General features: G+C 65.3%; 24 protein-coding genes. 18 read left to right on the top strand and 6 right to left on the bottom strand.

The features are described 5' to 3' along the window. The first annotated feature begins 99 nt into the window (after positions 1-99). Positions 100-726, top strand: a complete 627-nt coding sequence (locus AB0362_RS04885) for an LppP/LprE family lipoprotein (protein WP_366235008.1) — start codon at positions 100-102, stop codon at positions 724-726. On the opposite strand, the gene AB0362_RS04880 is transcribed toward AB0362_RS04885, so the two are convergent. After that, a complete protein-coding gene (locus AB0362_RS04880) occupies positions 723-1,361 on the bottom strand; it encodes an MBL fold metallo-hydrolase (RefSeq protein ID WP_366235007.1) in 639 nt (212 codons plus the stop codon). The genes AB0362_RS04885 and AB0362_RS04880 overlap by 4 nt on opposite strands. A 96-nt stretch (positions 1,362-1,457) precedes the next feature. Here AB0362_RS04880 and purS point away from each other — a divergent pair, with 96 nt between their 5' ends. Genes purS through AB0362_RS04865 form a run of 3 tightly spaced genes read left to right on the top strand, consistent with a single transcriptional unit; the run spans position 1,458 to position 2,770 of the window. After that, positions 1,458-1,709 (top strand): phosphoribosylformylglycinamidine synthase subunit PurS, encoded by a 252-nt coding sequence (purS, locus tag AB0362_RS04875; protein ID WP_032395924.1) that lies wholly within the window; start codon positions 1,458-1,460, stop codon positions 1,707-1,709. Further along, complete coding sequence (gene purQ, locus AB0362_RS04870) at positions 1,706-2,383, top strand: phosphoribosylformylglycinamidine synthase subunit PurQ (protein ID WP_094639287.1); 678 nt, start codon at positions 1,706-1,708, stop codon at positions 2,381-2,383. Before purS ends, purQ begins: the two co-directional genes overlap by 4 nt. Before the next feature lie 36 nt (positions 2,384-2,419). Beyond that, on the top strand, positions 2,420-2,770 hold the full coding sequence (locus tag AB0362_RS04865) for a VOC family protein (RefSeq protein ID WP_366235006.1): 351 nt from the start codon (positions 2,420-2,422) through the stop codon (positions 2,768-2,770). Positions 2,771-2,894: 124 nt separating this feature from the next. On the opposite strand, the gene AB0362_RS04860 is transcribed toward AB0362_RS04865, so the two are convergent. Continuing rightward, positions 2,895-3,791: a hypothetical protein gene (locus tag AB0362_RS04860; protein ID WP_366235005.1), complete on the bottom strand. Its 897-nt coding sequence runs from the start codon at positions 3,789-3,791 to the stop codon at positions 2,895-2,897. Positions 3,792-3,849: 58 nt separating this feature from the next. Between AB0362_RS04860 and AB0362_RS04855 the strand changes: the two genes are divergently transcribed. After that, a complete protein-coding gene (locus tag AB0362_RS04855; RefSeq protein ID WP_366235421.1) occupies positions 3,850-5,124 on the top strand; it encodes a M18 family aminopeptidase in 1,275 nt (424 codons plus the stop codon). Between the two features lie 561 nt (positions 5,125-5,685). Here the strand turns inward: AB0362_RS04855 and AB0362_RS04850 are convergent. Next, positions 5,686-6,450: a nucleoside phosphorylase gene (locus tag AB0362_RS04850; RefSeq protein ID WP_255183083.1), complete on the bottom strand. Its 765-nt coding sequence runs from the start codon at positions 6,448-6,450 to the stop codon at positions 5,686-5,688. Between the two features lie 113 nt (positions 6,451-6,563). Here AB0362_RS04850 and purL point away from each other — a divergent pair, with 113 nt between their 5' ends. The 10 genes from purL (at position 6,564) to purM (ending at position 20,090) form a co-directional block, all read left to right on the top strand. Next, complete coding sequence (gene purL / locus AB0362_RS04845; protein ID WP_317810613.1) at positions 6,564-8,855, top strand: phosphoribosylformylglycinamidine synthase subunit PurL; 2,292 nt, start codon at positions 6,564-6,566, stop codon at positions 8,853-8,855. Between the two features lie 83 nt (positions 8,856-8,938). After that, entirely contained in the window at positions 8,939-10,666 is a 1,728-nt protein-coding gene (locus AB0362_RS04840; protein WP_366235420.1) for an alpha/beta hydrolase, read from the top strand. 74 nt (positions 10,667-10,740) lie between these two features. Further along, positions 10,741-11,316 carry a CPBP family intramembrane glutamic endopeptidase gene (locus tag AB0362_RS04835; RefSeq protein ID WP_366235419.1) on the top strand — a complete coding sequence of 192 codons (576 nt, stop codon included), beginning with the start codon at positions 10,741-10,743 and terminating at the stop codon, positions 11,314-11,316. 5 nt (positions 11,317-11,321) lie between these two features. Next, complete coding sequence (locus AB0362_RS04830; RefSeq protein ID WP_094668891.1) at positions 11,322-11,708, top strand: sterol carrier family protein; 387 nt, start codon at positions 11,322-11,324, stop codon at positions 11,706-11,708. Between the two features lie 125 nt (positions 11,709-11,833). Next, entirely contained in the window at positions 11,834-13,396 is a 1,563-nt protein-coding gene (gene purF / locus AB0362_RS04825) for an amidophosphoribosyltransferase (protein ID WP_269594781.1), read from the top strand. A gap of 116 nt (positions 13,397-13,512) precedes the next feature. Continuing rightward, positions 13,513-15,198, top strand: coding sequence for an ABC transporter substrate-binding protein (locus tag AB0362_RS04820; RefSeq protein WP_366235004.1), 1,686 nt, complete (start codon positions 13,513-13,515; stop codon positions 15,196-15,198). Positions 15,199-15,254: 56 nt separating this feature from the next. After that, complete coding sequence (locus tag AB0362_RS04815; RefSeq protein WP_176460326.1) at positions 15,255-16,295, top strand: ABC transporter permease; 1,041 nt, start codon at positions 15,255-15,257, stop codon at positions 16,293-16,295. Next, positions 16,295-17,263 (top strand): ABC transporter permease, encoded by a 969-nt coding sequence (locus AB0362_RS04810; protein ID WP_094639295.1) that lies wholly within the window; start codon positions 16,295-16,297, stop codon positions 17,261-17,263. Before AB0362_RS04815 ends, AB0362_RS04810 begins: the two co-directional genes overlap by 1 nt. Next, positions 17,260-18,897: an ABC transporter ATP-binding protein gene (locus AB0362_RS04805; RefSeq protein WP_366235003.1), complete on the top strand. Its 1,638-nt coding sequence runs from the start codon at positions 17,260-17,262 to the stop codon at positions 18,895-18,897. Before AB0362_RS04810 ends, AB0362_RS04805 begins: the two co-directional genes overlap by 4 nt. A 92-nt stretch (positions 18,898-18,989) precedes the next feature. Beyond that, positions 18,990-20,090 carry a phosphoribosylformylglycinamidine cyclo-ligase gene (purM, locus tag AB0362_RS04800; RefSeq protein ID WP_032376541.1) on the top strand — a complete coding sequence of 367 codons (1,101 nt, stop codon included), beginning with the start codon at positions 18,990-18,992 and terminating at the stop codon, positions 20,088-20,090. 72 nt (positions 20,091-20,162) lie between these two features. On the opposite strand, the gene AB0362_RS04795 is transcribed toward purM, so the two are convergent. The 3 genes from AB0362_RS04795 to AB0362_RS04785 form a co-directional block, all read right to left on the bottom strand. Beyond that, a complete protein-coding gene (locus tag AB0362_RS04795; RefSeq protein WP_082898823.1) occupies positions 20,163-20,354 on the bottom strand; it encodes a DUF3073 domain-containing protein in 192 nt (63 codons plus the stop codon). A gap of 272 nt (positions 20,355-20,626) precedes the next feature. Further along, the gene (locus AB0362_RS04790) at positions 20,627-21,262 is read right to left on the bottom strand and encodes an MOSC domain-containing protein (RefSeq protein ID WP_366235002.1); all 636 of its coding nucleotides are present in this window, start codon (positions 21,260-21,262) and stop codon (positions 20,627-20,629) included. Then, entirely contained in the window at positions 21,259-22,380 is a 1,122-nt protein-coding gene (locus AB0362_RS04785) for a folate-binding protein YgfZ (protein ID WP_366235001.1), read from the bottom strand. Before AB0362_RS04785 ends, AB0362_RS04790 begins: the two co-directional genes overlap by 4 nt. Before the next feature lie 111 nt (positions 22,381-22,491). Between AB0362_RS04785 and AB0362_RS04780 the strand changes: the two genes are divergently transcribed. The 3 genes from AB0362_RS04780 to AB0362_RS04770 all read left to right on the top strand — a co-directional run bounded on the left by AB0362_RS04780 (position 22,492) and on the right by AB0362_RS04770 (position 26,403). Next, positions 22,492-23,790 (top strand): dicarboxylate/amino acid:cation symporter, encoded by a 1,299-nt coding sequence (locus AB0362_RS04780; RefSeq protein ID WP_068049893.1) that lies wholly within the window; start codon positions 22,492-22,494, stop codon positions 23,788-23,790. A 34-nt stretch (positions 23,791-23,824) separates the two neighbouring features. Beyond that, positions 23,825-24,691: an aminodeoxychorismate lyase gene (locus AB0362_RS04775; protein ID WP_317810627.1), complete on the top strand. Its 867-nt coding sequence runs from the start codon at positions 23,825-23,827 to the stop codon at positions 24,689-24,691. 131 nt (positions 24,692-24,822) lie between these two features. After that, complete coding sequence (locus AB0362_RS04770) at positions 24,823-26,403, top strand: cytochrome ubiquinol oxidase subunit I (protein ID WP_317810629.1); 1,581 nt, start codon at positions 24,823-24,825, stop codon at positions 26,401-26,403. Positions 26,404-26,410: the final 7 nt, after the last annotated feature.

Genomic DNA, 26,410 nt, shown 5'->3' with positions numbered 1-26,410 from the left:
GCTGCGAAGGTAACGCCCTCTTGACCGAAACGTGATGTAACGGAGCATGTTTGCGAGCGGACATACCTGGCGTCGGGCAAATCGAACCAGGTGGTCTTCATGAAACGACTTCTACTCCTCGTAGTCAGTGCAACAGCCCTCGTCGCCTGCGGCGGAGCGGAGCAAGGAACCCCCGCGGCAGCACCGTCCCCGGCCGTTCCGGCAACCACTCAGGCAAGCCCGGCACCGGTGACACCCGACCCGGCCACCGTGACCGAGGGAGCGCAGCCGCAGCGGACGCCACCCGAGGAGGCCAGCGACCTGGTTCCGATGGGTACGTCGGAAGCCGAGCCACTGTGCCTGGATCTGACGTGGGGGCAGGTACCGCAGGCCGTGGACTCGCTGCCGCTCGTGTTCGCAGATTCACCGTGGGTCGCTACCGACATGGGCGATCCCTGTGCGTCGTTCACCTGGGTCGAAGCTCTTCCGTACGGCGCGACGGTCAGCTCGCCGACACATCTGCTGTTCTTCCACGACGCTGAGTACCTCGGCACTGCGACGTCGGAGCCGTACGGGTTCACGTCGGTGGCGGCCCAGTCCGCCGACACGATCACAGTGAACTACCGCTGGCCGCTCGCGAACGATGCCAATGCCAATCCCACCGGCGGCCCGGTGACGATCGACTATCAGTGGGACGGGACGCAGGTGACCATGATCGGCACCCTCCCGCCCGAGGTCACCGGCTAGATCGAGACGGACGATTCCTCGGGAAGCTCGCGGATTTCGGCGTCGGACATGTCCTTGAAGCGGCCGTAGTAGACGCCCCTGGCCTGCTCCGCGACGATGGCCTGGTGGATGGGAAATGCCATCCTCGGGTTCACTGCTCGCAGGAATTCGACGGTCTCGGAGAGCTTCGACCACGGTGCGGCGGCGGGGAGCGCGAGAACCTCGACCTGCTGCTCGGGGACGAACAGCGAGTCACCCGGGTGGAACAGCTGCCCCGGATTCTCTGGAGTGCCGAGCAGGTAACCGGTGTTGTCGATCTCCGGCAGTTCGGGATGGATGACGGCATGGGTGCCGCCGACGCCGGTGACCGTGATGCCGCCGACCGTGAACGCCTGACCCGCGGGAGCCGGAGTCCACTGGCCGCCGAGTTGGCCTGCGGTCATCGGATCGGCATGCAGTGCCGCACGCGGATTCGCCTCCACCAGAGCGGGAAGTCGCTGCAGATCGACGTGATCCGGGTGCTGATGGGTGACGAGGATCGCGTCGAGTCCGGTGATGCCCTCGAACCCGTGAGAGAACGTGCCGGGATCGAACAGCACGGTGGTGCCGTTGAGTTCGACGAGAACGCAGGAATGTCCGAAGTGTGTCAGCCGCATGGTCCCCACAGTAAGCGCGGTTTCGCGCCTCCCGCCAGGGCTGCGTAGACTCCCACCTGCCGGTAACCAGCCGTACGTATTTCAAGGAGCGCTTTCGTGGCCCGAGTCGTTGTCGATGTCATGCCCAAGGCCGAGATTCTCGATCCGCAGGGTCAGGCGATCGCCGGTGCACTGGGCCGTCTTGGCATCTCCGGTGTGTCCGACGTCCGCCAAGGCAAGCGTTTCGAACTCGAGGTCGACGACACGGTCGACGACGCCGAGCTCGAGAAGATCGCGGAATCGCTGCTGGCCAACACCGTCATCGAGGACTGGACGGTCACCCGCGTATCGGTAGAGCCCGCCGCATGAGCGCCCGCGTAGGAGTTATCACTTTCCCCGGAACTCTCGACGACGTCGACGCCTCTCGCGCGGTCACCCTCGCCGGCGGCGAAGCCGTCAGCCTCTGGCATGCCGACGCCGATCTGAAGAACGTCGACGCCATCGTGGTCCCCGGCGGATTCTCGTATGGCGACTACCTCCGCGCCGGAGCGATCGCTCGCTTCGCCCCCGTGATGGAGTCCGTCGTCAAGGCCGCCGAGGGCGGTATGCCGGTTCTCGGTATCTGCAACGGATTCCAGGTGCTCTGCGAGGTGGGTCTGCTCCCCGGCGCGCTGACCCGCAACGAAGGGCTGCACTTCGTCTGCCGCGATCAGTGGCTGGCAGTGGAGAACACCGACACCGCGTGGTCGTCGCGATACGAGCCCGGTGCCGAGATTCTGATCCCGGTCAAGAATGCCGAGGGTCGATTCCAGGCACCGCAGAACGTGCTCGACGAGCTCGAGGGCGAGGGCCGGGTGGTCTTCCGTTACAGCGGCAGCAACCCGAACGGATCGCAGCGTGGGATCGCCGGGATCTCCTCGGCCAACGGTAGGGTCGTCGGTTTGATGCCGCACCCCGAGCACGCCACCGAGCCGCTCACCGGTCCGAGCGACGACGGTCTCGGCATCTTCTACTCGGCATTGGACACGATCGTCAACGCCTGACCCGAACGTGTCGGTGGTCGCAGTTACTGTGCCGCCATGACACTGAACTTGGCGATGATCACGTTCGACACGACCGACCCGGGACCGATCGCCCGCTGGTGGGCCGCGCAGGCGGACGGAACGATCGTGGAAGAGAACGACGGCTGGTTCTACGTCGTCGAACTCGCGTCGGCACCGTATCGAATGGCCTTCCAGAAGATCGACGACCCGACGCCCGGCAAGAATCGCGTTCACCTCGACATGACCACCGGTGACCTCGACGCTGAGGTCACGCGGCTCGTCGAGGCGGGTGCACGCGAAATTGCGCAGCACACCATGGGCGACTTTCGCTGGGTGACACTGGCCGATCCCGACGGAAACTCGTTCTGCGTGTCCGGTTCGCACTGAGTAGCGGATGCCCGCCCAAGCGTGGGTGATGCTCGTGGTCGGCTGGGACGTCTTTGCGTCGCTGCTGCGGGACGGCCCACCACCCCGCCGTCAGAACAGCGGGTCTACCGGCACGTGACGGCGGTCAGGCCGCGGCCGCCGGCAGCTCAGCCAAGGTAGAGGCGAAAACTCCCGTGGGCCCGCCCGATACGTCGCAGTACTCGCCGTCTCGCCAGAAGAACACCGAGCGTGACAGTGGGCTCGGCGTGTCACGAGTGAACATATCTGCCAGCTCGGCGAGCTCGGCTGCTGCCGCGAGCGCCACGTCGGCGTTGCGCGGCCGGTGGAAAATGAACTCGTAGGCATTGGGAACGACGAACAATACGCCGTACAGACATTCGCCGAGGTGTGCGGAGATCAGCGTGGTCATATCGGCGACCTTCGACGCGAGGTAGATCGAATCACCGCTGAGGACCTCGATGTCGACGCTGTTCCTGCTGAGAATTCGGCCGTCCTCGAATTTCAGCGCTGCGGTGTTCCTTCGGCCGGCTGCCCAGGCGGCGTCCAGGTCTCGGCCGACGAGATGCCGATCTGCCAGTGTCACAGCGCGATTCGGAGAAGACAGGTTCAGCACCCGTCGCGGTGCGCCCGGCACGTCGAGTAGCGGGACGGAATACTCGTACTCGCACTCACCCATAGCCGCCAGGGCGGACGGAGCGACGACGCGCTCGCGCAGCCTCGAGTAGAACTCGTCGTCCGACAATCCGGTGAAGAACGTGGGATCCGCCTCCCGCATCGTCTCGATCATGAGGTCGACATAGCCGGCGATGATGCCGTCCCACGCCGATCGACTCACCCCGGAGCACCGGGCGAACAAGTTGTTCAGTGACATGCGAACGCCCGAGCCCACCGCCAAAGTTGTCGCATCCTCGCGGTGAACCACCACCCCACGCTTGCGAAATGCTTCGATCGTCTTCATCCGCACGATGGCGAATGTGGTCGCATGAACTGCGCCGTAATCAGGCAGAGAATGAAATTTCATGAAGTCGTCCCCCCGGTCGGTGTGTGCTCTCGAGGTGTTCGACGCGGCGGCTGCCACAATGGTTCCCATGTCGACTCACGCCTCCGCAACCGGTCTCTGCAACTTCGTCGACGTCTCTCCGTCACCGTTCCACGTGTGCCGGACAGTCTCCGTCCAACTCGACGACGCAGGATTCGTACGGCTCGACGAGACCGATACCTGGCCTACGGAAGCAGGCCGCTACTACCTGATCCGCGCCGGATCGCTGGTTGCCTGGAGTACCGAGAGTGATGGTCCGTTCCGTATCGTCGGCGGACACACCGACAGTCCCAACCTTCGCGTGAAGCAACATCCCGATCTGCAATCCGCGGGCTGGCAGATGGTGGGCCTCGAACCGTACGGCGGTGCCTGGCTCAACTCGTGGCTCGATCGCGATCTGGGCATCTCCGGTCGGCTGAGTGTGCGCGACGGAAACGCGGTGCGCGAGGTTCTGGTGAAGGTCGACGAGCCCATTCTGCGAGTCCCGCAGCTCGCGATTCACCTCTCCGAGGATCGCAAGGGCGTCACCCTCGATCCACAGCGACACGTCAATGCCATTTGGGGCGTGGGTAATTCGCCACAATCGTTCATCGCATACGTCGCCGAGCGAGAAGGCGTCGACCCGCATTCGGTACTGGGTTGGGAGTTGATGACGCACGATCTGGCGCCCAGTGCCGTCGTGGGTGTCGAGTCCGAACTCGTCAGCGCGCCGCGTCTGGACAATCAGGGCACCTGCTACGCCGGGACCCAGGCTTTGCTTGCCGCAGTGGACAATCCGACCGCCGTCACGCCGGTGCTGGCCCTGTTCGACCACGAGGAAGTCGGCAGTATGTCCGACCGCGGTGCGTTCTCGGATCTGCTGAACACCGTGCTCGAGCGCATCGTGCTCGGACGCGGCGGTGGCCGTGAGGAATTCCTCCGCACGATGGCCGGATCCATCTGTGCCTCGGGCGACATGGCGCACGCGACGCATCCCAACTACCCGGATCGGCACGAGCCCGCGCATCGCATCGCACTCGGTGGGGGACCGGTGCTCAAGGTCAACCAGAACCTGCGTTACGCAACCGATTCCGCGGGTGCCGGTGCCTTCGCGCTCGCCTGCGATCAGGCTGGAGTTCCCTTGCAGCGCTACGTACATCGAGCCGATCTGCCCTGCGGCTCGACCATCGGACCCATCACTGCGTCACGCACCGGCCTGTCCACGGTGGACGTCGGCGCAGCGCAGCTGGCCATGCACTCGTCGCGAGAGTTGATGGGAGCCAGTGACGTGAAGTCCTACGCCGACGCGTTGGCGGCATTCCTGGCCCCAGCCTGAGCCCGATCGGGGGGTCGCAAATGCGCGCGCATTCGTCAGGTGCGCGCGGATTCGTGACCTGTGCTGGGCCGATTTCGCGTGCGTGTGGTAAACACGCGCGCATTTGCGGCGGGGGCGGAGGCTGAATACCGCGGCGCGACACCGTTCCCCGCGGCGCGACACCGTTTCCCGTTCCCCGTCCGGCGGTCGCAAATGCGCGCGCATTCGTCAGGTGCTCGCGGATTCGTGACCTGAGCTGGGGCGATTTCGCGTGCGTGTGGCAAACGCGCGCGCATTTGCGCGGGGTCGGGGGCGGAGGGTGTCGGCGGAGGGTGTGGGCGGAGGCTGAATACCGCGGCGCGACATCGTTCCCCGCGCGTTCCCCGTTCCCTGTCCGGTGGTCGCAAATGCGCGCGCATTCGCCAGGTGCTCGCGGATTCGTGACCTGAGCTGGGCGATTTCGCGCGCGTATGGCAAACGCGCGCGCATTTGCGGGGGCGGAGGGGGCGGGGGCGGAGGCGAGTCAGAGACCCGGTGAACCCGAACCAGCAACCCAGTGAACCGGCAACCCCGCGACCCCGGCTAGATCGGGCTCAGTTGCAGGCACGCATCGGCTGCGAGCCAGAACAATTGTTCGCGCACTGTCGTGGCCTTGGTCCAGCCGCGGTGGTCCCAGTCGGCGGCGAGGGAGTCACCCGCGTACAGCAGTTGCGCGAATCGCACTCCGCGGAATCGGGCGACGGCGCAGAAGGCGGAGGCCTCCATGTCGACGGTTCGGCAGCCCTCCTCGACGCGGCGCGAAACGCGCGCACGGGTCTCGCGGTAGAGCGCATCGGTGGTCCAGGAGCGGCCGGTGACGAAGTCGACTCCGGCGTCGGTCAGCACGGATTGCAGCACAGCCACGCCTGCGGGATCGGCGTCGACGATCCGTCCGGGCGGCAGGTAGTGGAACGAGGTGCCCTCGTCACGCAGGGCGCTGTCGACCACCATCACGTGTCCCATGCCCAGGTCGTCGGACAGTGCCCCCGCGCCGCCGACGGCCACGAACTGGGTGCATCCCATCGCGATGGCCTCTTCGAGGAACAGTGCGGCCAGCGGAGCGCCGACGCCGGGGTGGAAGACGGCAAGCTTCTCCCCGTTCCGTTCGATCTCGTAGACGGGGTGTTCGCCGTGCTCGGAGCGCATGATCGAGACGACTCTGGCGTCGCCTTTCGCGCAGATGCTCTCGATCACCTCGGAGAAGAAACAGACGACGGCCTTGGGTGGTACGTCGACTCCCTTGGCCACCATCGACGGGTCGATGACGCCCGTTTCGTCCAGATCGTTCTCGGTCAGCGCGATGTCCATCAGGTGATGTTCGCACGACCGATTACAGACCCCGCACGACCGATGCCGTACATGTCGCACGGTCCCGATAGACTCCCCCTGGCATTTCGCTCCATCGAAGGGACCTATTCCTCGTGTCCGCTAGCTCTGTACCCACAGACACTGTCTCCAACGCCGTCGCAACCCCCGACGTAGCGCAGCCGTACAAGGAACTCGGACTCAAGGACGACGAATACGTCCGCATCAAGGAAATCCTCGGCCGTCGGCCCACCGACGCCGAGTTGGCGATGTATTCCGTCATGTGGAGCGAGCACTGCTCGTACAAGTCCTCGAAGGTGCACCTGAAGTACTTCGGTGAGACCACCACCGACGAGATGCGCAAGCCCATGCTCGCCGGTATCGGTGAGAACGCGGGCGTCGTCGACGTCGGCGACGGCTGGGCCGTCACGTTCAAGGTCGAGAGCCACAATCACCCGTCGTACGTCGAGCCCTATCAGGGTGCGGCGACGGGCGTCGGCGGCATCGTCCGCGACATCATGGCCATGGGCGCTCGCCCGATCGCCGTCATGGACCAGCTGCGATTCGGTGCCGCCGATGCACCCGACACGCGCCGCGTCCTGAGCGGCATCGTCGCAGGCGTCGGCGGCTACGGAAACTCCCTCGGCCTCCCCAACATCGGCGGCGAGACGGTGTTCGACGCCTCCTACGCCGGTAACCCTCTGCTGAACGCTCTGTGTGCCGGTGTCATGCGCGTCGAGGACATGCATCTCGCGTTCGCGTCGGGCCTGGGCAACAAGATCATTCTGTTCGGCGCACGCACCGGTCTCGACGGCATCGGCGGCGTGTCCGTGCTCGCGTCGGAGACCTTCGATGGCGACGAAACCGGCGGTGGCCGCAAGAAGCTTCCGGCAGTGCAGGTCGGCGACCCGTTCACCGAGAAGGTGCTCATCGAAGCCTGCCTCGAGCTGTACTCCAACAAGCTCGTCGTCGGTATCCAGGACCTCGGCGGTGCCGGATTGTCTTGCGCCACTTCGGAACTCGCGTCAGCGGGCAGTGGCGGCATGCACATCGAGCTGGAGAAGGTGCCGATGCGCGCCACCGGCATGACGCCCGCCGAGGTGCTCTCGAGCGAATCCCAGGAGCGCATGTGCGCCGTGGTGACTCCCGACAACGTCGACGCGTTCATGGCCGTCTGCAAGAAGTGGGACGTTCTGGCCACGGTGATCGGTGAGGTCACCGACGGTGAGCATCTGCAGATCACCTGGCACGGCGAGACGGTCGTCGACGTTCCGCCGAAGACCGTCGCGCACGAGGGACCGGTGTACAACCGTCCCGTGCAGCGTCCCGCCACCCAGGACGATCTGGTCGCGAACACCACGGCGTCGCTGCAGCGTCCGGAAACCGGGGACGAGCTGAAGGCGACGTTGCTGAAGATGATCGGCTCTCCGCAGCTGTGCAGCCGACGCTTCATCACCGAGCAGTACGACCGCTACGTGCGCGGCAACACCGTCCTCGCCGAGCACGCCGACGCAGGCGTCATCCGCATCGACGAGAAGACCGGTCGCGGAATCGCTTTGGCCACCGACGCGTCGGGTCGCTACACCGCACTCGATCCGTATCGGGGTGCGCAGCTGGCGTTGGCCGAGGCGTTCCGCAACGTCGCCGTCACCGGCTCGACCCCGAAGGCCGTCACCAACTGCCTGAACTTCGGCTCACCCGAGGACCCGGGCGTCATGTGGCAGTTCCAGCAGGCCGTGCGCGGATTGGCGGACGGCTGCGTCACCCTCGGCATCCCCGTGACCGGCGGCAACGTCAGCTTCTACAACCAGACCGGTGCCGAGCCGATCCTGCCGACACCCGTCGTCGGTGTACTCGGCGTCATCGACGACGTGCATCGCCGCATCCCCACCGGCCTCGGTCTCGAGCCCGGCGAGACGCTGATCCTGCTCGGCGAGACCCACGACGAGTTCGACGGGTCCATCTGGGCACAGGTCGAGCACGATCACCTCGGCGGCGTGCCGCCCAAGGTCGATCTCGCCCGCGAGCAACTGCTGGCAGACATTCTGCTCTCGTCCTCGCGCGACGGATTGGTCTCGGCTGCACACGATCTGTCCGAGGGCGGCCTCGCTCAGGCCGTCGTCGAAGCCGCTCTGGCCGGTGAAACCGGTTGCCGCATCATCCTTCCCGAGGGTGCCGATCCGTTCGTGACACTGTTCTCCGAGTCCTCGGGCCGCGTACTGGTCGCGGTACCGCGCACGGAAGAAACTCGCTTCACCGGCATGTGCACCGCCCGCGGTCTGCCGTGGGCGCGCATCGGCGTCGTCGACGAGGGCTCGGATTCGATCGAGGTGCAAGGGCAGTTCTCCGTCCCGATGACGGAGCTGCGCGAGACGTTCGAGAGCACTCTTCCCAGACTCTTCGGCTGACCGAGGTGGGGGGACGCACATCGGAGCAGCGCCGGGGCGAGGTCGACGCGACACTCGAGCAGGACCAGCATCATCGGTACCACCTGCCCTCGGTCGAGTTCGCCGTCCCCTCACCTGCCAAGCATCCGTTCGTCATGTGGGCCTGGGGCCTGCTGCGCCTGGACTTCACCGGAATTGCGTTCAGCGCGTTGTTCTTCTGCTGGTCGTTGACTCCGTCTCTGCTCCCTCGTGGATGGCTGTTCCAGGGCATCATCGGCGGTATCAACGCGGCCATCGGCTACGCCTTCGGCGTCGCGGTGGGTTGGGCCGTGACTCGTTGGTGGCTCTCGTCGCGATCGTGGTGGCCGTTGCCGCGCAAGGTCGAGCTGGCCGTCAAGGTCGCCGTTCCTGTCCTCGCTATCGCGGCATCGATGGTCATGCTGGCGATCTCGGCGGAATGGCAGCGTGAGCTGGCCGCTCTGATGGACGCGGAGGGAACAACCACAACGGGGTATTTCCGCACCGGCGCGCTCAGTATCGCCATGGCAGCGCTGTTGATCTCGGTGTGGCGGGTGTTGCGTGACTTCGTTCGTCTGCTCGCCCGTCAGATCAACCGCATCGTGAAGATGCCGCGCGAAGTGGCCAATGCGCTCGGGGTCGTCGTCCTCGTCGTGCTGTCCGTCGCCCTGGTTCAGGGTGTCCTGCTGCGCGCGGTCTCCGAGGTCACCAATTCCGTGTTCAGTCTGCAGAACGACGAAACCCGGGACGGCGCAGAACAACCCGTCGCCGACGAACGCTCCGGCAGCCCGAACTCGTTGGCGCCGTGGGACACCCTCGGCTTCGAGGGTCGCAACTTCGTCTCCAGCGGACTTCGCGCCGATGAGATGGAGCGAGCCACGGGCCGCCCCAGCCTCGAACCGATCCGGGCATATGCAGGCCTGGAAACCGCAGAGACCCAGGACGAGCGACTGAACATCGTGGTCGCCGAACTCGAACGCACCGGGGCATTCCAGCGCGCGGCTCTCGTCGTCGTCCCGACTACCGGAACCGGATGGGTCAACCCCACCGCCATCGAAGCCGAAGAGCTCATGTTCGACGGCGATGTCGCCACCGTCGCATCCCAGTACTCGTACCTGCCGAGTTGGATCTCCTTCATCGCGGAGGGAGACAAGGCCGCGCAGGCAGGCAGAGCTCTGATCGACAAGGTGCACGACCGCTGGCTGCAGGAACCGGAGGCCACGCGCCCCAAGTTCTACGTCTACGGCGAGAGCCTCGGTACCCAGGCGGGTGAAGGCGCGTTCGACGGTCTGGCCGACATCCGGGCCACTACCGACGGCGTCCTGTGGGTTGGACCGCCGAACAACAACCGCATCTGGAGTCAGTTCGTCAGCCGACGCGACCCGGGAAGCCCGGAGGTGCGGCCGGTCTACTCCGAGGGACTGACGGTCCGGTTCGCCGACAACTCGTCGGGCATCCCGCCGGAGGATCAGCCCTGGTACGAGCCGCGGATCCTCTACGTTCAGCACGCGTCGGATCCGGTGGTCTGGTGGTCACCCGACCTGTTGTTCGAGCGTCCCGACTGGCTGTCCGAGCCACCGGGGCCGGACCGGCTGCCGAGCATGCGATGGTTCCCGGTCGTGACCTTCTGGCAGGTGGCCGCCGATCTGACCAACGCCGCGGGCGTTCCCGACGGACACGGCCACAACTACGGAACCCTCGTGCTCGACGGCTGGGTGGCCGTTGCCGCGCCCGAGGGGTGGACCGACCGCGACACCGAACGAGTCCGCGGGGTCATGGAGCAGTTCGCCGGCCGGGACGGTCCGGAGAAGTGAGAACCGCAGTGACGGCCGGAGTGGAGCCTGCGGAACGACCCATTCTGGCCGGAGTGGAGCCTGCGGAACGACCCATTCTCACCGGACTCGCGACGACGGCGTGGAGTACCTACCTCCTTCCCGCTCTCGGTCTCGATGCCCGTGGACGGGCAGTGGCCAACGCGTCGTTCGCCGTCGGTGTGGCTGCACTGTCTCGAACGAGCGCAGCAGAGCTCGGCCTGCGCAATTTCGCTGCCGGGCTGAAGTGGGGCGCTGCGGCGTCGGCCATTCCCGTTCTCGGATCTACCGTCGTCGCTGCGATTCCTGCGTTGCGTCGGCGCGTCCGGCCGTCCGAGGACGAACTGGCCGAGTGGGTCCTGTTTCGCATCCCAGTGGGAACGGTACTGACCGAGGAACTGCTCTTCCGCGGTGTGCTCGACGCCGCGTCGCCTGCTCTGTCGCCGATCTTCTTCGGGCTCTGGCACATTCACCCGGCCCGCGCGGCGGGTGACACCGTGGTCGGAACGGTGGTGGCGACGGCAGCGGCCGGTGTGGTGTTCTCGTGGCTTCGAGCCCGCAGCGGCAGTGTGCTCGCCCCGGCGCTGCTGCACTACTTTCTCAACGCCAGTGGCGCTGTGCTGGCGCATCTCGCAGCGGACGACAGGAGTTAGGCGCAGTGCCACCGCACAAGGAAGTCGGCCCCGCCGAGGTACGCGAGGCCGTTCTGGCCGTCGAGCAATGGATCAAGGGTGAGGCGGACAAGCCTGCGCGGGCGCAGATAGCCGCAGCGGTACGCACCACTGCCAGAACTCTCGGCCAGAATGCGCCGGGATCCTCGGTGGAGGTGCGGGTACCGCCGTTCGTCGCGGTGCAGTGCATCGTGGGGCCGCGTCACACCCGGGGGACACCGCCGAACGTCGTCGAAACCGACGCGCTGACGTGGCTGCAGGTGGTCACCGGAATCCGCGATTTCGCCGAGGCTCTCGCCGACGGTTCGATCGATGCGTCGGGCAGTAGAGCGGCGGAAGTGGGTCGCTGGCTGCCGCTGTTGTCCATCAGGTGATCGGTGTGAATCGGACACACGTTCACCTACTGGGAATCTCCCGTCCACACGATGCGTTGACTCCGGCCGTGTGCCCGTAGACTCAGGCACGGCCCCCCGCCCCGTCCCCCAAGGGAGCAATGCCCGTGACCAACGCCGATTTGTCGGTCGACAGTCCGAATCTTCTGGTAAGCAAACCCCTCGACGAACCGGAGAACGAGCCGCGCGAGGAGTGCGGAGTGTTCGGAGTATGGGCACCGGGCGAGGATGTGGCCAAGCTCTCGTATTACGGCCTCTATGCACTGCAGCACCGTGGCCAGGAGGCTGCCGGCATCGCAGTGTCCGACGGTTCCCAGGTGTTGGTGTTCAAGGATCTCGGTCTCGTCAGCCAGGTGTTCGACGAGCAGACGCTCGGCGCTATGCCCGGGCACGTCGCCATCGGTCACTGCCGCTACTCCACCAGTGGTTCGGTCACGTGGGAGAACGCGCAGCCCATCTTCCGTACCACCACCGCCGGGACGGGGATTGCGCTCGGCCACAACGGGAATCTGGTGAACTTCGCCGAGCTCGCCACCAAGGCGCGCGACGCAGGCCTGATCAACGACCGGCTGCAGGGCAACGGCACGTCGGATTCCGACGTGGTGACCGCGCTGCTGGCGCACAAGGCGGCCGACTGCACCATCGAGCAGGCGGCGATGGAATTGCTGCCATTGCTCAAGGGTGCCTTCTGTCTGACGTTCATGGACGAGCACACCCTCTACGCCGCGCGTGACCCGCACGGCGTTCGACCGTTGTGCCTCGGCCGCCTCGATCGCGGCTGGGTGGTTGCCAGCGAGACGGCGGCACTCGACATCGTCGGTGCCGCGTTCGTCCGCGACATCGAGCCCGGTGAACTGCTCGCGATCGACGCCGACGGTGTTCGGTCCTCGCGCTTCGCAGCTCCCGAGCCCAAGGGTTGCGTGTTCGAGTACGTGTACCTCGCTCGTCCCGACAGCGTCATCGGTGGTCGTTCGGTGCACTCGACGCGAGTCGAGATCGGACGTCGTCTCGCGAAGGAACATCCGGCCGAGGGGGACCTGGTCATCCCGGTGCCCGAGAGCGGAACTCCTGCTGCGGTCGGTTTCGCGCAGGGTTCCGGCATCCCCTACGGCCAGGGCTTGATGAAGAACGCCTATGTGGGACGCACGTTCATTCAGCCGTCGCAGACCATTCGTCAACTCGGCATCCGGCTCAAACTCAATCCTCTCAAAGAGGTCATACGGGGCAAAAGGCTGGTGGTGGTGGACGATTCGATCGTTCGCGGCAATACCCAGCGCGCCCTGATCAGGATGCTCCGCGAGGCCGGTGCGCTGGAGATTCACGTGCGTATCGCGTCGCCGCCGGTGCGCTGGCCCTGCTTCTACGGCATCGACTTCGCTTCTCCCGCAGAGCTGATCGCCAACGGTGTCGATTCCGAGGACGGAATTCTCGAGGGTGTTCGGCAGGCGATCGGTGCCGATTCGTTGGGGTACATCTCCATCGACGGCATGATCGCGGCCTCCGAGCAGCCTGAATCCCGGTTGTGTGCAGCATGTTTCACCGGCAAGTATCCGATCGATCTGCCGGCCGACAACGCACTCGGCAAGCACGTCCTCGAGGGTCTGCTGGCCTCGGCCGCCGGGCAGCCGGTGGACAACGACGCGAACGTGAGTGCCCTGAGTCGTCCCTGAGCAGGGCGTTCCTGCGAGGGAACAGCAGGGTTTTCTCAATGCCACATATTGGAAACAGTCCGTCGGTACTGTCCTTTCAGTTACATAGGACACACCGATTGGATAGAGGCTTTCAGATGACCCTGTCGCCCGACGACGGACGCATGCAGCGCTACAGCGCGGCATCGAAGACCGCTGCACCCAGCACAGCGGGACGCAAGCACGGCAAGAAAGTTGCTGCAGTGGCAGCACTGTCGGTACTCGCATTGACTGCGGCAGCCTGCGGCTCGGGCCGCACCGACGAAGCCGGTGGCTCCGGTGAGGGCAGTGGCGACACCATCACCGTCGGTACCACCGACCAGGTGACGTCACTCGACCCGGCGGGCTCGTACGACAACGGCTCGTTCATGGTGATGAACCAGACGTATCCCTTCCTGATGAATTTTGCGCCCGGTAGCTCCGAGCTTGAGCCCGATGTCGCCGAGAGCTGCGATTTCACCGAGCCGACCGTGTACACGTGCACGCTGAAGGACGATCTGACGTTCGCGAACGGCAACCCGCTGACGAGCGAGAGCGTGAAGTTCTCCTTCGATCGCATCGTCGCCATCAACGATCCCAACGGACCCGCGTCGCTGCTGACGAACCTCGACAGCATCGCGACTCCGGACGAGAAGACCGTCGAGTTCACGCTGAAGGCCGCGAACGATCAGACGTTCCCGCAGATTCTGGCGACACCGGCGGGCCCGATCGTCGACCAGACCGTGTTTCCGGCAGATTCGATTCTCGACGACGACGCCATCGTGGCGGGCACCCCGTTCGCAGGCCCGTACTCCATCTCGAGCTACGCCAAGAACTCCCTCGTCAGCTTCACCGCGAACGGCGACTACAAGGGCATCCTCGGAACTCCGAAGACCTCGTCGATCAACGCGAAGTACTACACCAGCTCCGACAACCTCAAGCTCGACGTGCAGAACAAGGCCATCGACGTCGCGTGGCGATCGCTGACCCCGACGGACGTCGAATCGCTCGGCAGCGTCGACGGTCTGACGGTGCACGAGGGACCCGGCGGCGAATCGCGCTACATGGTCTTCAACATGAACACGATGCCCGGTGACAACCCTGATCAGAAGCTGGCCGTGCGCAAGGCAATTGCGGCCTCGGTGGATCGCCAGGCGCTGTCCGACGGCGTCTACAAGGGCACCTACACCCCGCTGTACTCGGTAGTCCCCACCGGTCTGGCCGGTGCGAACACCGCGTACGGCGACGTCTACGGCACCACCCCGAACCGCGACGAAGCAGCCGGATTCCTCTCTGCCGCAGGCGTTGCCACCCCGGTGCAGCTCAACCTGCAGTACAACCCGGACCACTACGGTTCGAGCTCGAGCGAGGAATACGCCGCGATCAAGAGCCAGCTCGACGCGACGGGCCTGTTCAACGTGAACCTGCAGTCCACCGAGTGGAGCACGTACACCAAGGAACGCGTCGCCGACGCCTACCCGGTGTACCAGCTGGGCTGGTTCCCGGACTACCCCGATGCGGACAACTACCTGACGCCGTTCTTCGGGCCGGACAACTTCCTGCAGTCGCACTTCGAGAGCCCGGCCATCACGTCACTGCTCGATCTCGAGCGCACGACCGCCGACGAGAATGCTCGGATGCAGATCATCGGTCAGATTCAGACCGAGCTCGCGACGAACTACCTGCCGACGCTTCCGTTGTTGGAGGGCAAGCAGATCGCCGTCGCCACCGACGAGATCAGCGGCGTGGACGAGACTCTCGACGCCTCGTTCAAGTTCCGATTCGTCACTCTCGCCAGGGGCTGACCGGCGTGCCCACTACCGACAGCACGACGGTAGAGGGCGAGAAGCAAGCACAGCAGGTGAGCGCGCCGTCACGGTACGGCGCGCTCGCCCGTTATCTCGGGGTCAGATTTCTGCTGATCATTCCGACTGCCTGGATTCTCGTCACCGTCGTGTTCTTTCTGATGCGGGTGATCGGTGATCCGATCACCGCGGCCCTCGGTGGTCGCCTACCTGCCGAACAGATCGCCCAGCGCAAGGCCGAGGCCGGCTACGACCGACCCATTCTGACGCAGTACTGGGAGTACCTGACCGGACTGTTGCGCGGCGATTTCGGCCGCTCCGCCACCGACAACCGCGCGATCAGCGACGTCCTGCTCGTCAACGGCGCTGCCACACTGGAATTGGCGTTCTGGGCACTGCTGGTCGCCTTCGCGGTCGGCATCCCGCTCGGGTTCTTCGCCGCCACCCATCGGGACCGATTCGGTGACGCCTCGCTGCGGATCTTCGCGATCCTGGCGTACGCGGCTCCGGTGTTTTTCGTCGGTATGCTGCTCAAACTGCTGTTCGCAGTCAAGCTCGGCTGGCTCCCGGTGGCCGGTCGTGCCAGCACCAATGTGGAACTGGCACTGCAGAACGTCTCGCCCAAGACCAACATTCTGATCGTCGATTCGTTCCTGTACGGCGAGCCGAGCTACATCGTGGACGTGCTCGAGCATGCCGTGCTTCCCGCACTCGCCCTGGGTCTGTTGACGGCCGGAGTGTTCCTGAGGCTGGTGCGCGTCAACCTGATTCAGACGTTGCAGGCACCGTTCGTCGACGCCGCGCGCGCTCGCGGGTTGAGCGAGGGGACGGTGACGCGGCGGCATGCGTTCCGCAACGCCATGATTCCCATCGTCACCGTCATCGGCCTGCAGATCGCCGTGCTCCTCGGCGGTGCGGTACTGACCGAGACGACGTTCGAGTGGCAGGGCCTGGGCTACGAACTCGCCCGGTACCTCCAGCAACGCGATTTCGTTGCGGTGCAGGGCATCGTGACGTTCCTGGCCGTCGTGGTCGCCGTCGTCAGCTTCGTCACCGACGCGATCGTCGCACTCATCGACCCGAGAGTGAGGTTCTGATGAGCACCGAAGTCGTGCTGTCCGACGTCCCTCCCACCCGTCCGCACCGTCGAGGATTTCCCGGCGTCGCATTCGTCAAGTCCACGTCGGGGTTGCAACGTGTCACCTTGATCGTCGGGTTGGCCCTGATGGTGGCGTTCGTGATCGCCGCAGTGTTCGCCCCGCTTCTCGCGCCGTACGGGTTCTCGCAGACCAGCGACGCCGGGCAGGATTTCGCCCGGCAAGCAGCCCCGTCCGCGCAGCACTGGTTCGGCACCTCGGTTCGCGGTGAGGACGTGTTCTCGCGCGTGATCTACGGTGCCCGAACGGCATTGATGGTGATCGCGTCGTCGTTGATTCTCTCGCTCATCATCGGTGTTCCGCTCGGCCTCGCCTCGGGTTACATCGGCCGTTGGTTCGACCGCGTGCTCGTGCTGTTCATGGACGCGATGTACGCATTCCCGTCGCTGCTTCTCGCGGTGGTCATCTCGATCGTCGTCGCAGGCGGCCAGTCGTCGAGCTTCGGTGGCATCGCGTCCGCGGCCATCGCCATCACGGCCATCTTCGTCCCGCAGTACTTTCGCGTCGTGCGCAACGCCACGGTGGCGGTCAAGACCGAACCGTACGTCGACGCCGCCCGGGTCACCGGTGCTGGTACTCCGCGAATCCTGTTCCGCCACATTCTCGCCAACGTGGTGCAGACGCTGCCGGTCATCATCACCCTCAACGGTGCCGAGGCCATCCTGACCCTCGCCGGACTCGGATTCCTCGGATTCGGCATCGAGCCCACCTCCGCCTCGGAGTGGGGATACGACATCAACAAGGCGCTGCCCGATATCTCCAACGGCATCTGGTGGACGTCGGTGTTCCCCGGCCTGGGCATCGTGTTGGTGGTGCTCGGCCTGACCATGGTGGGCGAAAGCGCAAGTGAGACACTCAATCCGCTGCTGCGCACCCGCAAGAAGTTCAAGAAGGCGGTGAAGGTATGACATCGAGTGTTGCAACTCCACGCGAGTCCGCATTGTCGGTGAAGTCGTTGTCCGTCACGTTCCTCACCGACGCCGGCGAAGTCGATGCCGTCACCGAGGTCTCGTTCGAGGTGTTCCCCGGCGAAGTACTGGCGGTGGTGGGGGAGTCCGGATCGGGCAAGTCCGTCAGCGTCCGATCCGCCATCGGCCTGCTCCCCGACACCGCCCGCGTCGAGGGACACGTGGTACTCGGTGGCCAGGACGTGACGACGCTGAGCAACAAGGCGTGGGCGCAGTTGCGCGGCAACAAGATTTCGATGGTGTTCCAGGAACCGGGCAGCGCCCTCGATCCGCTGTTCACCATCGGCTATCAAATCGTCGAGGCGTTGCGGGCGCACACGCGCGACGACGGCAAGCGAATGTCGTCAAAGGATGCCAAGATTCGGGCCGTCGAGCTGTTGACGATGGTGGGTCTGCCCAACCCCGAGCAGCGCTTCTCGTACTACCCGCACGAGCTGTCGGGTGGCCAGAAACAACGCGTCATGATCGCGATCGCCATCTCGTGCGAGGCGAAGGTCATCATCGCCGACGAGCCGACCACCGCCCTCGACGTCACGGTGCAGGCCGAAATCCTGGACCTGCTCCGTGATCTCAAGGATCGGCTCGGCTGCGCGATCGTGCTCATCACCCACAGCATGGGCGTCGTGTCCGACCTGGCCGACCGCGTCGTCGTCATGCAGAACGGCCGCGTCGTCGAGGAAGCTCCGGTGGCACAACTCTTCGACGCACCCGCCGACGACTACACCAAGAAGCTGCTGGCCGCGGTGCCCACACTCGCCGCCGTGGAGTCCGACAAGACGGTCGACACCTCCGGCGAACCGGTACTCGACGTCTCGCGTTTGGTGGTGCAGTTCTCCGGCGGCGTCGGCTCACCTGCGTTCCGGGCGGTCGACGACGTCTCGCTCACCATCCACCGCGGCGAAACCCTCGGGCTGGTGGGCGAATCCGGCTCGGGCAAGTCCACGATCGGCAGATGTGTTGCAGCACTGCAGAAGCCGACCAGCGGCAGCGTGACGGTGATGGGGCAGAACATCGCAGGCGTGAGCGAACGCAAGCTCAAGCCGCTACGCAAGCGATTCGGCTTCGTCTTCCAGGACCCGTCCGCATCACTGAACCCCCGACTGACCGTCGGGCAATGCATCGCCGAACCGATGATCGTGCACAAGTACGGCTCCAAGGACGCGATCTCGGCGAGGACGACCGAGCTGCTCGACGCCGTGCAACTGCCGTCGGGCACCGACAAGCGCTACCCCCACGAGCTCTCCGGTGGGCAGCGGCAACGCGTCAGCCTGGCGCGGGCTCTGGTGCTGGGACCTGATCTGGTGGTCGCGGACGAGCCGACCAGCGCTCTGGACGTGTCGGTGCAGGCAGCCGTGCTCGATCTGTTCGAGGCACTGCAGCAGGAATTCGGCTTCGCCTGCCTGTTCATCAGTCACGACCTCGCGGTGGTCGACCGCGTTGCGCACCGCGTGGTGGTACTGCGCAACGGGGCAATCGTGGAAGAGGGGACACCGTGGAAGATCCTGCGATCGCCGGAGGCGGAGTACACCAAGAAGCTGTTGGCGGCGATCCCGGGTAAGCGCCTGCACACGTGAATTCTTCTCGCCACCGGGCACTCCGGTACCGTTAGGGCGCTATCTGTGCCGTCACGGGCGCTGACATGATCGAGTACACAGGCTGGAGCCGAATGACCGAGGAATCCCAACCCACGAGCGCAACTCACTCGGGCGGTGCCTCCTACGCGGCGGCCGGGGTCGACATCGCCGCAGGAGATCGAGCAGTGCAACTGTTCGCGCCGCTCGCCAAGAAGGCCAGCAGGCCCGAGGTCATGGGCGGTCTCGGCGGTTTCGCCGGCCTCTTCGCGCTCAAGGGCGACTACCGCGAGCCCGTCCTGGCCGCCTCGACCGACGGCGTCGGCACCAAGGTGGCCGTGGCGCAGGCGCTCGGCAAGCACGACACCCTGGGCCTCGACCTGGTCGCAATGGTCGTCGACGACCTCGTCGTCTGCGGTGCCGAGCCACTGTTCCTGCAGGACTACATCGCCGTGGGCCGAGTGGTTCCCGAGCAGGTCGCCGAACTGGTCAAGGGCATCGCAGAAGGCTGCATCATCGCCGGCTGCGCACTGCTCGGCGGCGAGACGGCCGAGCATCCGGGACTGATGGCCGACGGCGATTACGACCTCTCGGCCACCGGCATCGGCGTCGTCGAGGCGGATTCGATCCTCGGACCCGAGCGGGTGCGTCCCGGTGACGTCGTCATCGGCATGGGATCGTCGGGTCTGCACTCCAACGGCTACTCCCTCGCGCGCAAGGTGCTGCTGGAGATCAACCACATGGATCTCGGCGGACACGTCGAGGAGTTCGGCCGCACCCTCGGCGAGGAGCTGCTCGAACCGACCAAGATCTACGCCAAGGACTGCCTCGCGCTCGCGGCCGAAACCGACGTGCGCACGTTCTGCCACGTCACCGGCGGCGGATTGGCGAACAACCTCTCACGGGTGATGCCCGAGGGCCTGGTCGCCGAACTCGACCGAACCACGTGGAGCCCTGCCCCGATCTTCTCGCTGATCGCTCAGCGCGGACGCGTCGAGCGGGCCGAGATGGAGCAGACGTTCAACATGGGTGTCGGCATGGTCGCCATCGTGGCACCCGAGGACGTCGATCGAGCACTCGCCGTGCTGACCGCACGCCACATCGACTGCTGGACGTTGGGCACGGTGAAGAAGGCGACCGGTAAGGACGTCGCCGACGAGCGTGCGCTGCTGCTGGGTAACCACCCGAGGTTCTGATCGCCCGAGGACGGGCAAACAAGTGAGGGGGAGCCGCACCGCGGCTCCCCCTCAGTCGTTCAGTGCTCAGTACTAGCGTCGCCAGTCCTCGTACTCGTCTTCTTCGACTCGGGAAGGCGCGTCCGAGTCGACGCCGCCACGATGCGAGTTCGACGAACCACCGGAGAGCTCTTGCTGCAGTCTCTCCAAGTCCGTAATAGGCGAGCTGTACTTGAGCTCACGAGCGACCTTTGTCTGCTTTGCCTTAGCCCTGCCTCGGCCCATGGCGGTGCCCCCTCGCGGACTTTCGGGGCGGCCTGGGGAAATTTGGCGGCCCCGTTAGAGTTGGTATTTCTTCCTGGGACACACTCTAGCGCGCGAATCGCCGCGATGCGCAGACGGCACCACGTGTCGGTGCCGGGCGAACGGGCGCGACACGCCCGGGAAAAGGGTCGACGCAGCCTGTACCTGCAGAAATCCGTGCACAGGCAAACTATCTTCATGTTGCGACACGAGAACTACGTGCTGCGCGTCATGGGGAGCGACGCACTCAGGGGTCAGTTCCGCAACGATTTCAATGCCGCGGCCGCATCGCGGTAGACCTTCGGTGCCAAATCGGGCTGATCGAGCAAAGTGGACATCGCGGTCGCGTCGGTTCCTCGGAACAGGTCGCGAACCGTCACCCCGTGTTGCGGTACCGACTCCACGGTCACCGTGTCACCGCCGCCGAAGACCCCGGGTTCGAGAACTCGAAAGTACGCACCCACATCGCCTCGGTCCGCGAAGCGACGGATCCATCTCGGCTGGTCCATCCACCGTGCGAACGTCGCGCAGGGCTTGCGGGCGATCGTCACCTCCAACGTCACCGTGCCGATGCGCCACCGCGACCCGATCACCGCGTCGGTCACCGGTACACCCTCGGTGCGGAGGTTCTCCCCGAATAGACCCGGTGGAACCGGCACCCCCAGCTCGTCGGCCCAGTGCTGCGCCTCGACCTCGTCGTAGGCGTACACGGCCTGATCGAGTCCGCCGTGGAATTTCGTGTCCCGACAGTGATCACCGCCGATGCCGAGCTCGTGCACGTCCACCTGCCCGTCGACGGGCCGCTTGTCGATACCACTGTCGACCACCGCTCGGCGTCTGAACGGAACATCGGCGTGCACGACGCAGACCGCGAGGACCCTCCCGGTCACCGGCCGCGCAGGCGGTCGACCGCAGCGCGGCCGGCCTGGACGTCGTCGTACGACGGGATCGAATCCGGATCGATCGACGCGGCACACGGCCCTGCTTCGAGGGCAGTGTCGACCGGAATCGTCCGTTTGAGAAGAGCCAACGCGATCGGCCCCAGCTCGAAGTGATCGATGACGGTGCCCAGACGGCCCACCGAGCGTCCGCCTGCGGTCACCGGATCGCCCGTGCCGGGCCGGCCGTCCGCGGAACCGTCGAGATGCAGCAGCACCAGGTGCCGAGGCGGTCGACCGAGATTGTGCACGCGCGAGACAGTCTCCTGCCCGCGGTAGCAGCCCTTCTCCAGATGCACCGCGCCGAACTCGGCTGCGCTACCGATCCAGCGAACCTCGTGCGGAATGGTCTTCTCGTCGGTGTCCACGCCCACGCGCGGACGCAACGATTCCACCCGCAACGCGTCGAACGCCCAGGTTCCGGCCGGGGCGGCCCCGGCGTCGCGCAGTCGGAGGAACCACTCGCTCAGGCTCGCGCGGGGGATCACCACGTCGTAGGAATTCTCGCCCGGCCAGGGCATCCGCCGCACGAAACCGCCGCCGTCGATCGGCGACGCACCGTAGACCTCGCTCGGAGCCGGCAGGCCGGCCTTCTCGAGCGCCGACGCCGCGTCGGATCCGAGGACGGTGAGAACGGCGAGTTCGTCGGCCTCACGGGGTTCGGCCTTGGCCCAGAACACCATCTTCTTCAGGAACGACAGCAGATCCGGTCCGGCCGAGCGCTCGGTGTCGATGTACGTGACGCCGGCCAGGTCGGTCTGGACGAAGTGATGCTCGATGCGGCCGTTGACGTCCAGGCTCAGATTCTCGGCCGAGCTGCCGTCGGGCAGGTTGGAGACGAGTTGGCTCGAGATCGTGTTCAACCAACTCAGGCGTTCGTCTCCGCTGATGGCCAGCACGAAACGGTGGGAACGGTCGATGACGGCAGCGCCGCTGACCGCGTCGCGTTGCTCGCCGAACGGATTGCCGTAATGCCAGGCCACCCCGGCATCGACGCTGTCGTCGGGGGAGGGCACTGCGCCGGGGAGTGTCAGAAGTGGACTCGGGCTGATCGTGACTGTGTCGGACACATCCCCCATAGTAGGAGCCCGTCGGCGCAGCAACTCGGTGACCGGTCCCTTTACACCCTCGAAACGGCGACGACACGGCAACGCGACGACACGGACCTAGCGTGTCGATCCATGAAGAAACTGGCGCATCCGGCCGCGCAGATCGGCCTCGCCGCGATCGGCGGCATCGTGTTCGGGTTGGTGGTCGGCGAGTGGGCCGCGAACCTGAAGTTCATCGGTGATCTGTTCATCCGACTGATCCAGATGTCGATCGTCCCGCTGGTGATGGCTTCTGTCATCGTGGCCACCGGGTCGATGGCGGGGGCGGGAACCGGCAAGATCGCGTTTCGCACCTTCAAATGGATGATCGGGTTCTCGGTCGTCGCTGCTGTGCTGGCCTGGGTGCTGAGCACCATCATTCGGCCGGGCGCGGGCATGGTGTTCACCCAGCAGCTCGATCCGGCGCTCGAGGAGTCGGCGAGCGAGGCGCTCGGCTGGCAGGACACACTGCTGAACTTCGTCAGCACCAACGTGTTCGACGCTATGTCAACGGCGACGATGGTGCCCATCATCGTCTTCTCGCTGCTCTTCGGTATCGCGCTGCGCAGTCACATCACCAAGACCGGCAACACCCAGGTGCTCTCGTTCATGGACCAGATCCAGCAGATCGTCCTGACGATGATCCGGCTCGTCATGGTCATCGCCCCGGTCGGTGTGTTCTGCCTGCTCGCCGCGCTCGCCGGAGACGTCGGATTCTCCGTGGTGTCCACCGCGCTGAGCTACCTCGGTACGACGCTGCTCGGGGTGTTGATTCTGTTCGCACTCTTCGTCGTGGTCGTGACGATGCGGACCCGATTGAACCCGTGGAAGCTGCCCAGCAAGCTCACCGAACAGACTGCCGTTGCAGTGACGACGACCAGCTCGGCCGTCACGTTCCCGACGGTGCTGCGCAACACCGTCGAGAAGGTCGGCGTCAGTCAGAAGGTCGCCAACTTCACGCTGTCGATCGGGTTGACGATGGGCTCCTACGGCGCCGTGCTCAACTACATGATCGTGGTGATGTTCCTCGCGCAGGCAGGCAACATCGACCTGAGCCTCGGGCAGATCGTGCTGGGCATGGGCCTGGCGGTCCTGCTGAACATGGGCACCATCACCGTGCCCGGCGGATTCCCCGTCGTCGCGATGTTCCTCGCGACCTCGCTCGACCTTCCCTTCGAAGCCGTCGGCCTGCTGATCGCCGTTGACTGGTTCGCCGGGATCTTCCGTACCTTCCTCAACGTGAACGGAGACACATTCGTCGCGATGCTCGTCGCCAACGCCGACGACGAGATCGACCGCGAGGTTTACAACGGCACCAAGGTCGTCGTCGCCGAGGATCTCGACCTCGACGAGTACGCCGACGCGCTGGCAACGGCCGACCGAGCGGATTGATCGAACGCGTCCGCTCCCCTCTAGGGTGGCGGGCATGTCGGAGTCGGTAGTGGTGACGTTGGACGGCCGAGTGCACGACGCGAATCGGCCGTTGCTGTTCGCCGACGACCTGGCCGCGGTGCGCGGCGACGGGGTCTTCGAGACGCTGCTCGTGCGCGGCGGCGCGGCCTGTGCGGTCGAGTTGCATCTGGCCCGGCTGGTGGCGTCGGCGAAGGCGCTGGACCTACCCGTCCCCGATCTCGAACAGTGGCGCGCCGTCGTCGAACAGTCCGTGGGTCTGTGGGCGCAGGAGTCGGAGGACGAGGCGGTTCTTCGCGTGGTCCTCAGCCGCGGACGCGAGGGCGGTGGTGACCCCACCGCATACGTGACGGTGGGGCCGCTGCCCGAGCGAGTGCGGGCAGCGCGCACCGACGGGGTGTCGGTGATCACGCTCGATCGCGGCTACTCGGTGGACTTCTCGTCGGGAGCGCCGTGGCAGCTCGCGGGGGCCAAGACGTTGTCGTATGCGACCAACATGGCCGCGCTGCGACATGCCGCAACGCAGGGTGTCGACGACGTGATCTACCTCAGCAGCGAGGGGCGGGTGCTCGAAGGTCCGCGCTCGACGGTGGTGCTCGCGCGCGGTAAGACTCTCGTCACACCGTCCGTCGAACAGGGCATCCTGGCCGGAACCACGGTCGCCGGGTTGTTCGCCGTGGCCGAGTCCGCTGGTTGGACGTGCGAACACGGGCACCTGCATCCCGCGGATCTCATTGCCGCAGATGGTGTTTGGCTTGTCTCGAGCGTCACCCTCGCGGCTCGGGTCACGGCGATGAACGGCGTTCCTCTGGGCACTCGGAGGCGTGCCGGTGACGTTTCGACGATGGTCGATACGGCCGTGGAGGCGGTCGAAACTCGATAGGAGTCCAACGACCCTGCCGAAAGACTCTTCCCTACTACTAACCGTAGTAGTACATTCGAGTTTGTCGCGGGCCAACGCCCTGACCTGCGGTGTTGCCCGTCACAGCTCGGGTGTGAGAGTTCGGAGTATCGATGGACGCGTTGGATGTCTCGCGGTGGCAGTTCGGTATCACCACCGTTTACCACTTCATTCTCGTACCTCTCACGATCGGCCTCGCGCCGATGGTGGCCGCCATGCAGACCATGTGGGTGATCACCGGGAAGGACTCCTGGTATCGGCTGACCAAGTTCTTCGGCAAACTGTTCCTCATCAACTTCGCCCTCGGCGTCGCGACCGGAATCGTCCAGGAATTCCAATTCGGCATGAACTGGAGCGAATACTCACGGTTCGTCGGTGACGTGTTCGGTGCACCCCTCGCGCTCGAGGGATTGGTCGCGTTCTTCCTCGAGTCCACGTTCCTCGGCCTGTGGATATTCGGCTGGAGCCGACTCCCGAAACTCGTTCACCTGGCGACCATTTGGCTCGTCGCCATCGGCGTCAACGCCTCCGCCTTCTTCATCATCGCAGCCAACTCATGGATGCAGCATCCCGTCGGCGCGATCTACAACGAAGAGACCGGCCGCGCCGAACTCACGGACATCTGGGCACTGCTCACCAACAACACTGCGCTGGCGGCCTTTCCGCACGCCGTCGCAGGAGCATTCCTCACCGCCGCGACCTTCGTCGCCGGCATCTCCGGTTGGTGGATGGTGCGTGAGGCTCGCAGGAAGCAGGCTGAGCTCACTCCGCTGTCCGAAAACGGACTCGCACCGCAGGCTCCGCTCCCAGCCGCTGGGGTCACCACTCTGCAGGCTCCGCTCCCAGCCACTGGGGTCGCTACGCAGGCTCCGCTCCCGGCCACGGACTCGCGTTCGATGTTCAGATCCGCAGCACGAATGTCCTTCATCGTCATGATCGTTGCCGGCGGTGCGCTCGCCATCACCGGAGACATTCAGGGCAAGCTCATGTTCGAGCAGCAGCCCATGAAGATGGCATCCGCAGAATCGTTGTGCGACACCGAGACCGGGGCCAGCTTCTCGCTCCTGACCGTGGGCACCCACAACAACTGCGAATCCGTGGTTCACCTCATCGCGATTCCCGGACTCACCTCGTTCCTGGCGGAGAACGACTTCGGTGCCACCGTGCAGGGCGTCAACCAACTGCAGGAGCAGTACGAGCAGCAGTTCGGCCCCGGAAACTACAAGCCGAACCTGTTCGTCACCTACTGGGCGTTCCGAATGATGATCGGACTGGCCGCCGGCTCGGCCCTGCTCGCCATCGCGGGTCTGTGGGTCACCCGGGGTGGCCGGATTCCCGACCAGAAGTGGTTCTCGTGGTTGTCGCTGCTGGCGATTCCGACGCCGTTCCTCGCCAACAGTGCGGGCTGGATCTTCACCGAAATGGGCCGTCAGCCATGGGTTGTGGCGCCGAACCTCTCGGGAGTCGATCAGATACGGCTGACCGTGGACCAGGGCGTGTCCGACCATCCCGTCGGCCTCGTTCTCGCCTCGCTGGTGACGTTCACACTGCTGTACGCCGCCCTCGGTGGTGTCTGGTTCTTCCTTCTTCGTCGCTACGTCATCGAAGGGCCTCTCGACCACGACGCGCATCCGCACGTCGATCCACCGGAATCGGAAGACGAAGAGCCCAAACAGCTCTCGTTCGCGTACTAGGGGAAAA

Origin of the sequence: Rhodococcus sp. NPDC079359 (assembly GCF_040702585.1) — a bacterium.
GTDB lineage: Bacteria > Actinomycetota > Actinomycetes > Mycobacteriales > Mycobacteriaceae > Rhodococcoides.
Note: the sequence above shows the minus strand (reverse complement) of the source record. Positions and strands in the feature narration are given on the sequence as shown.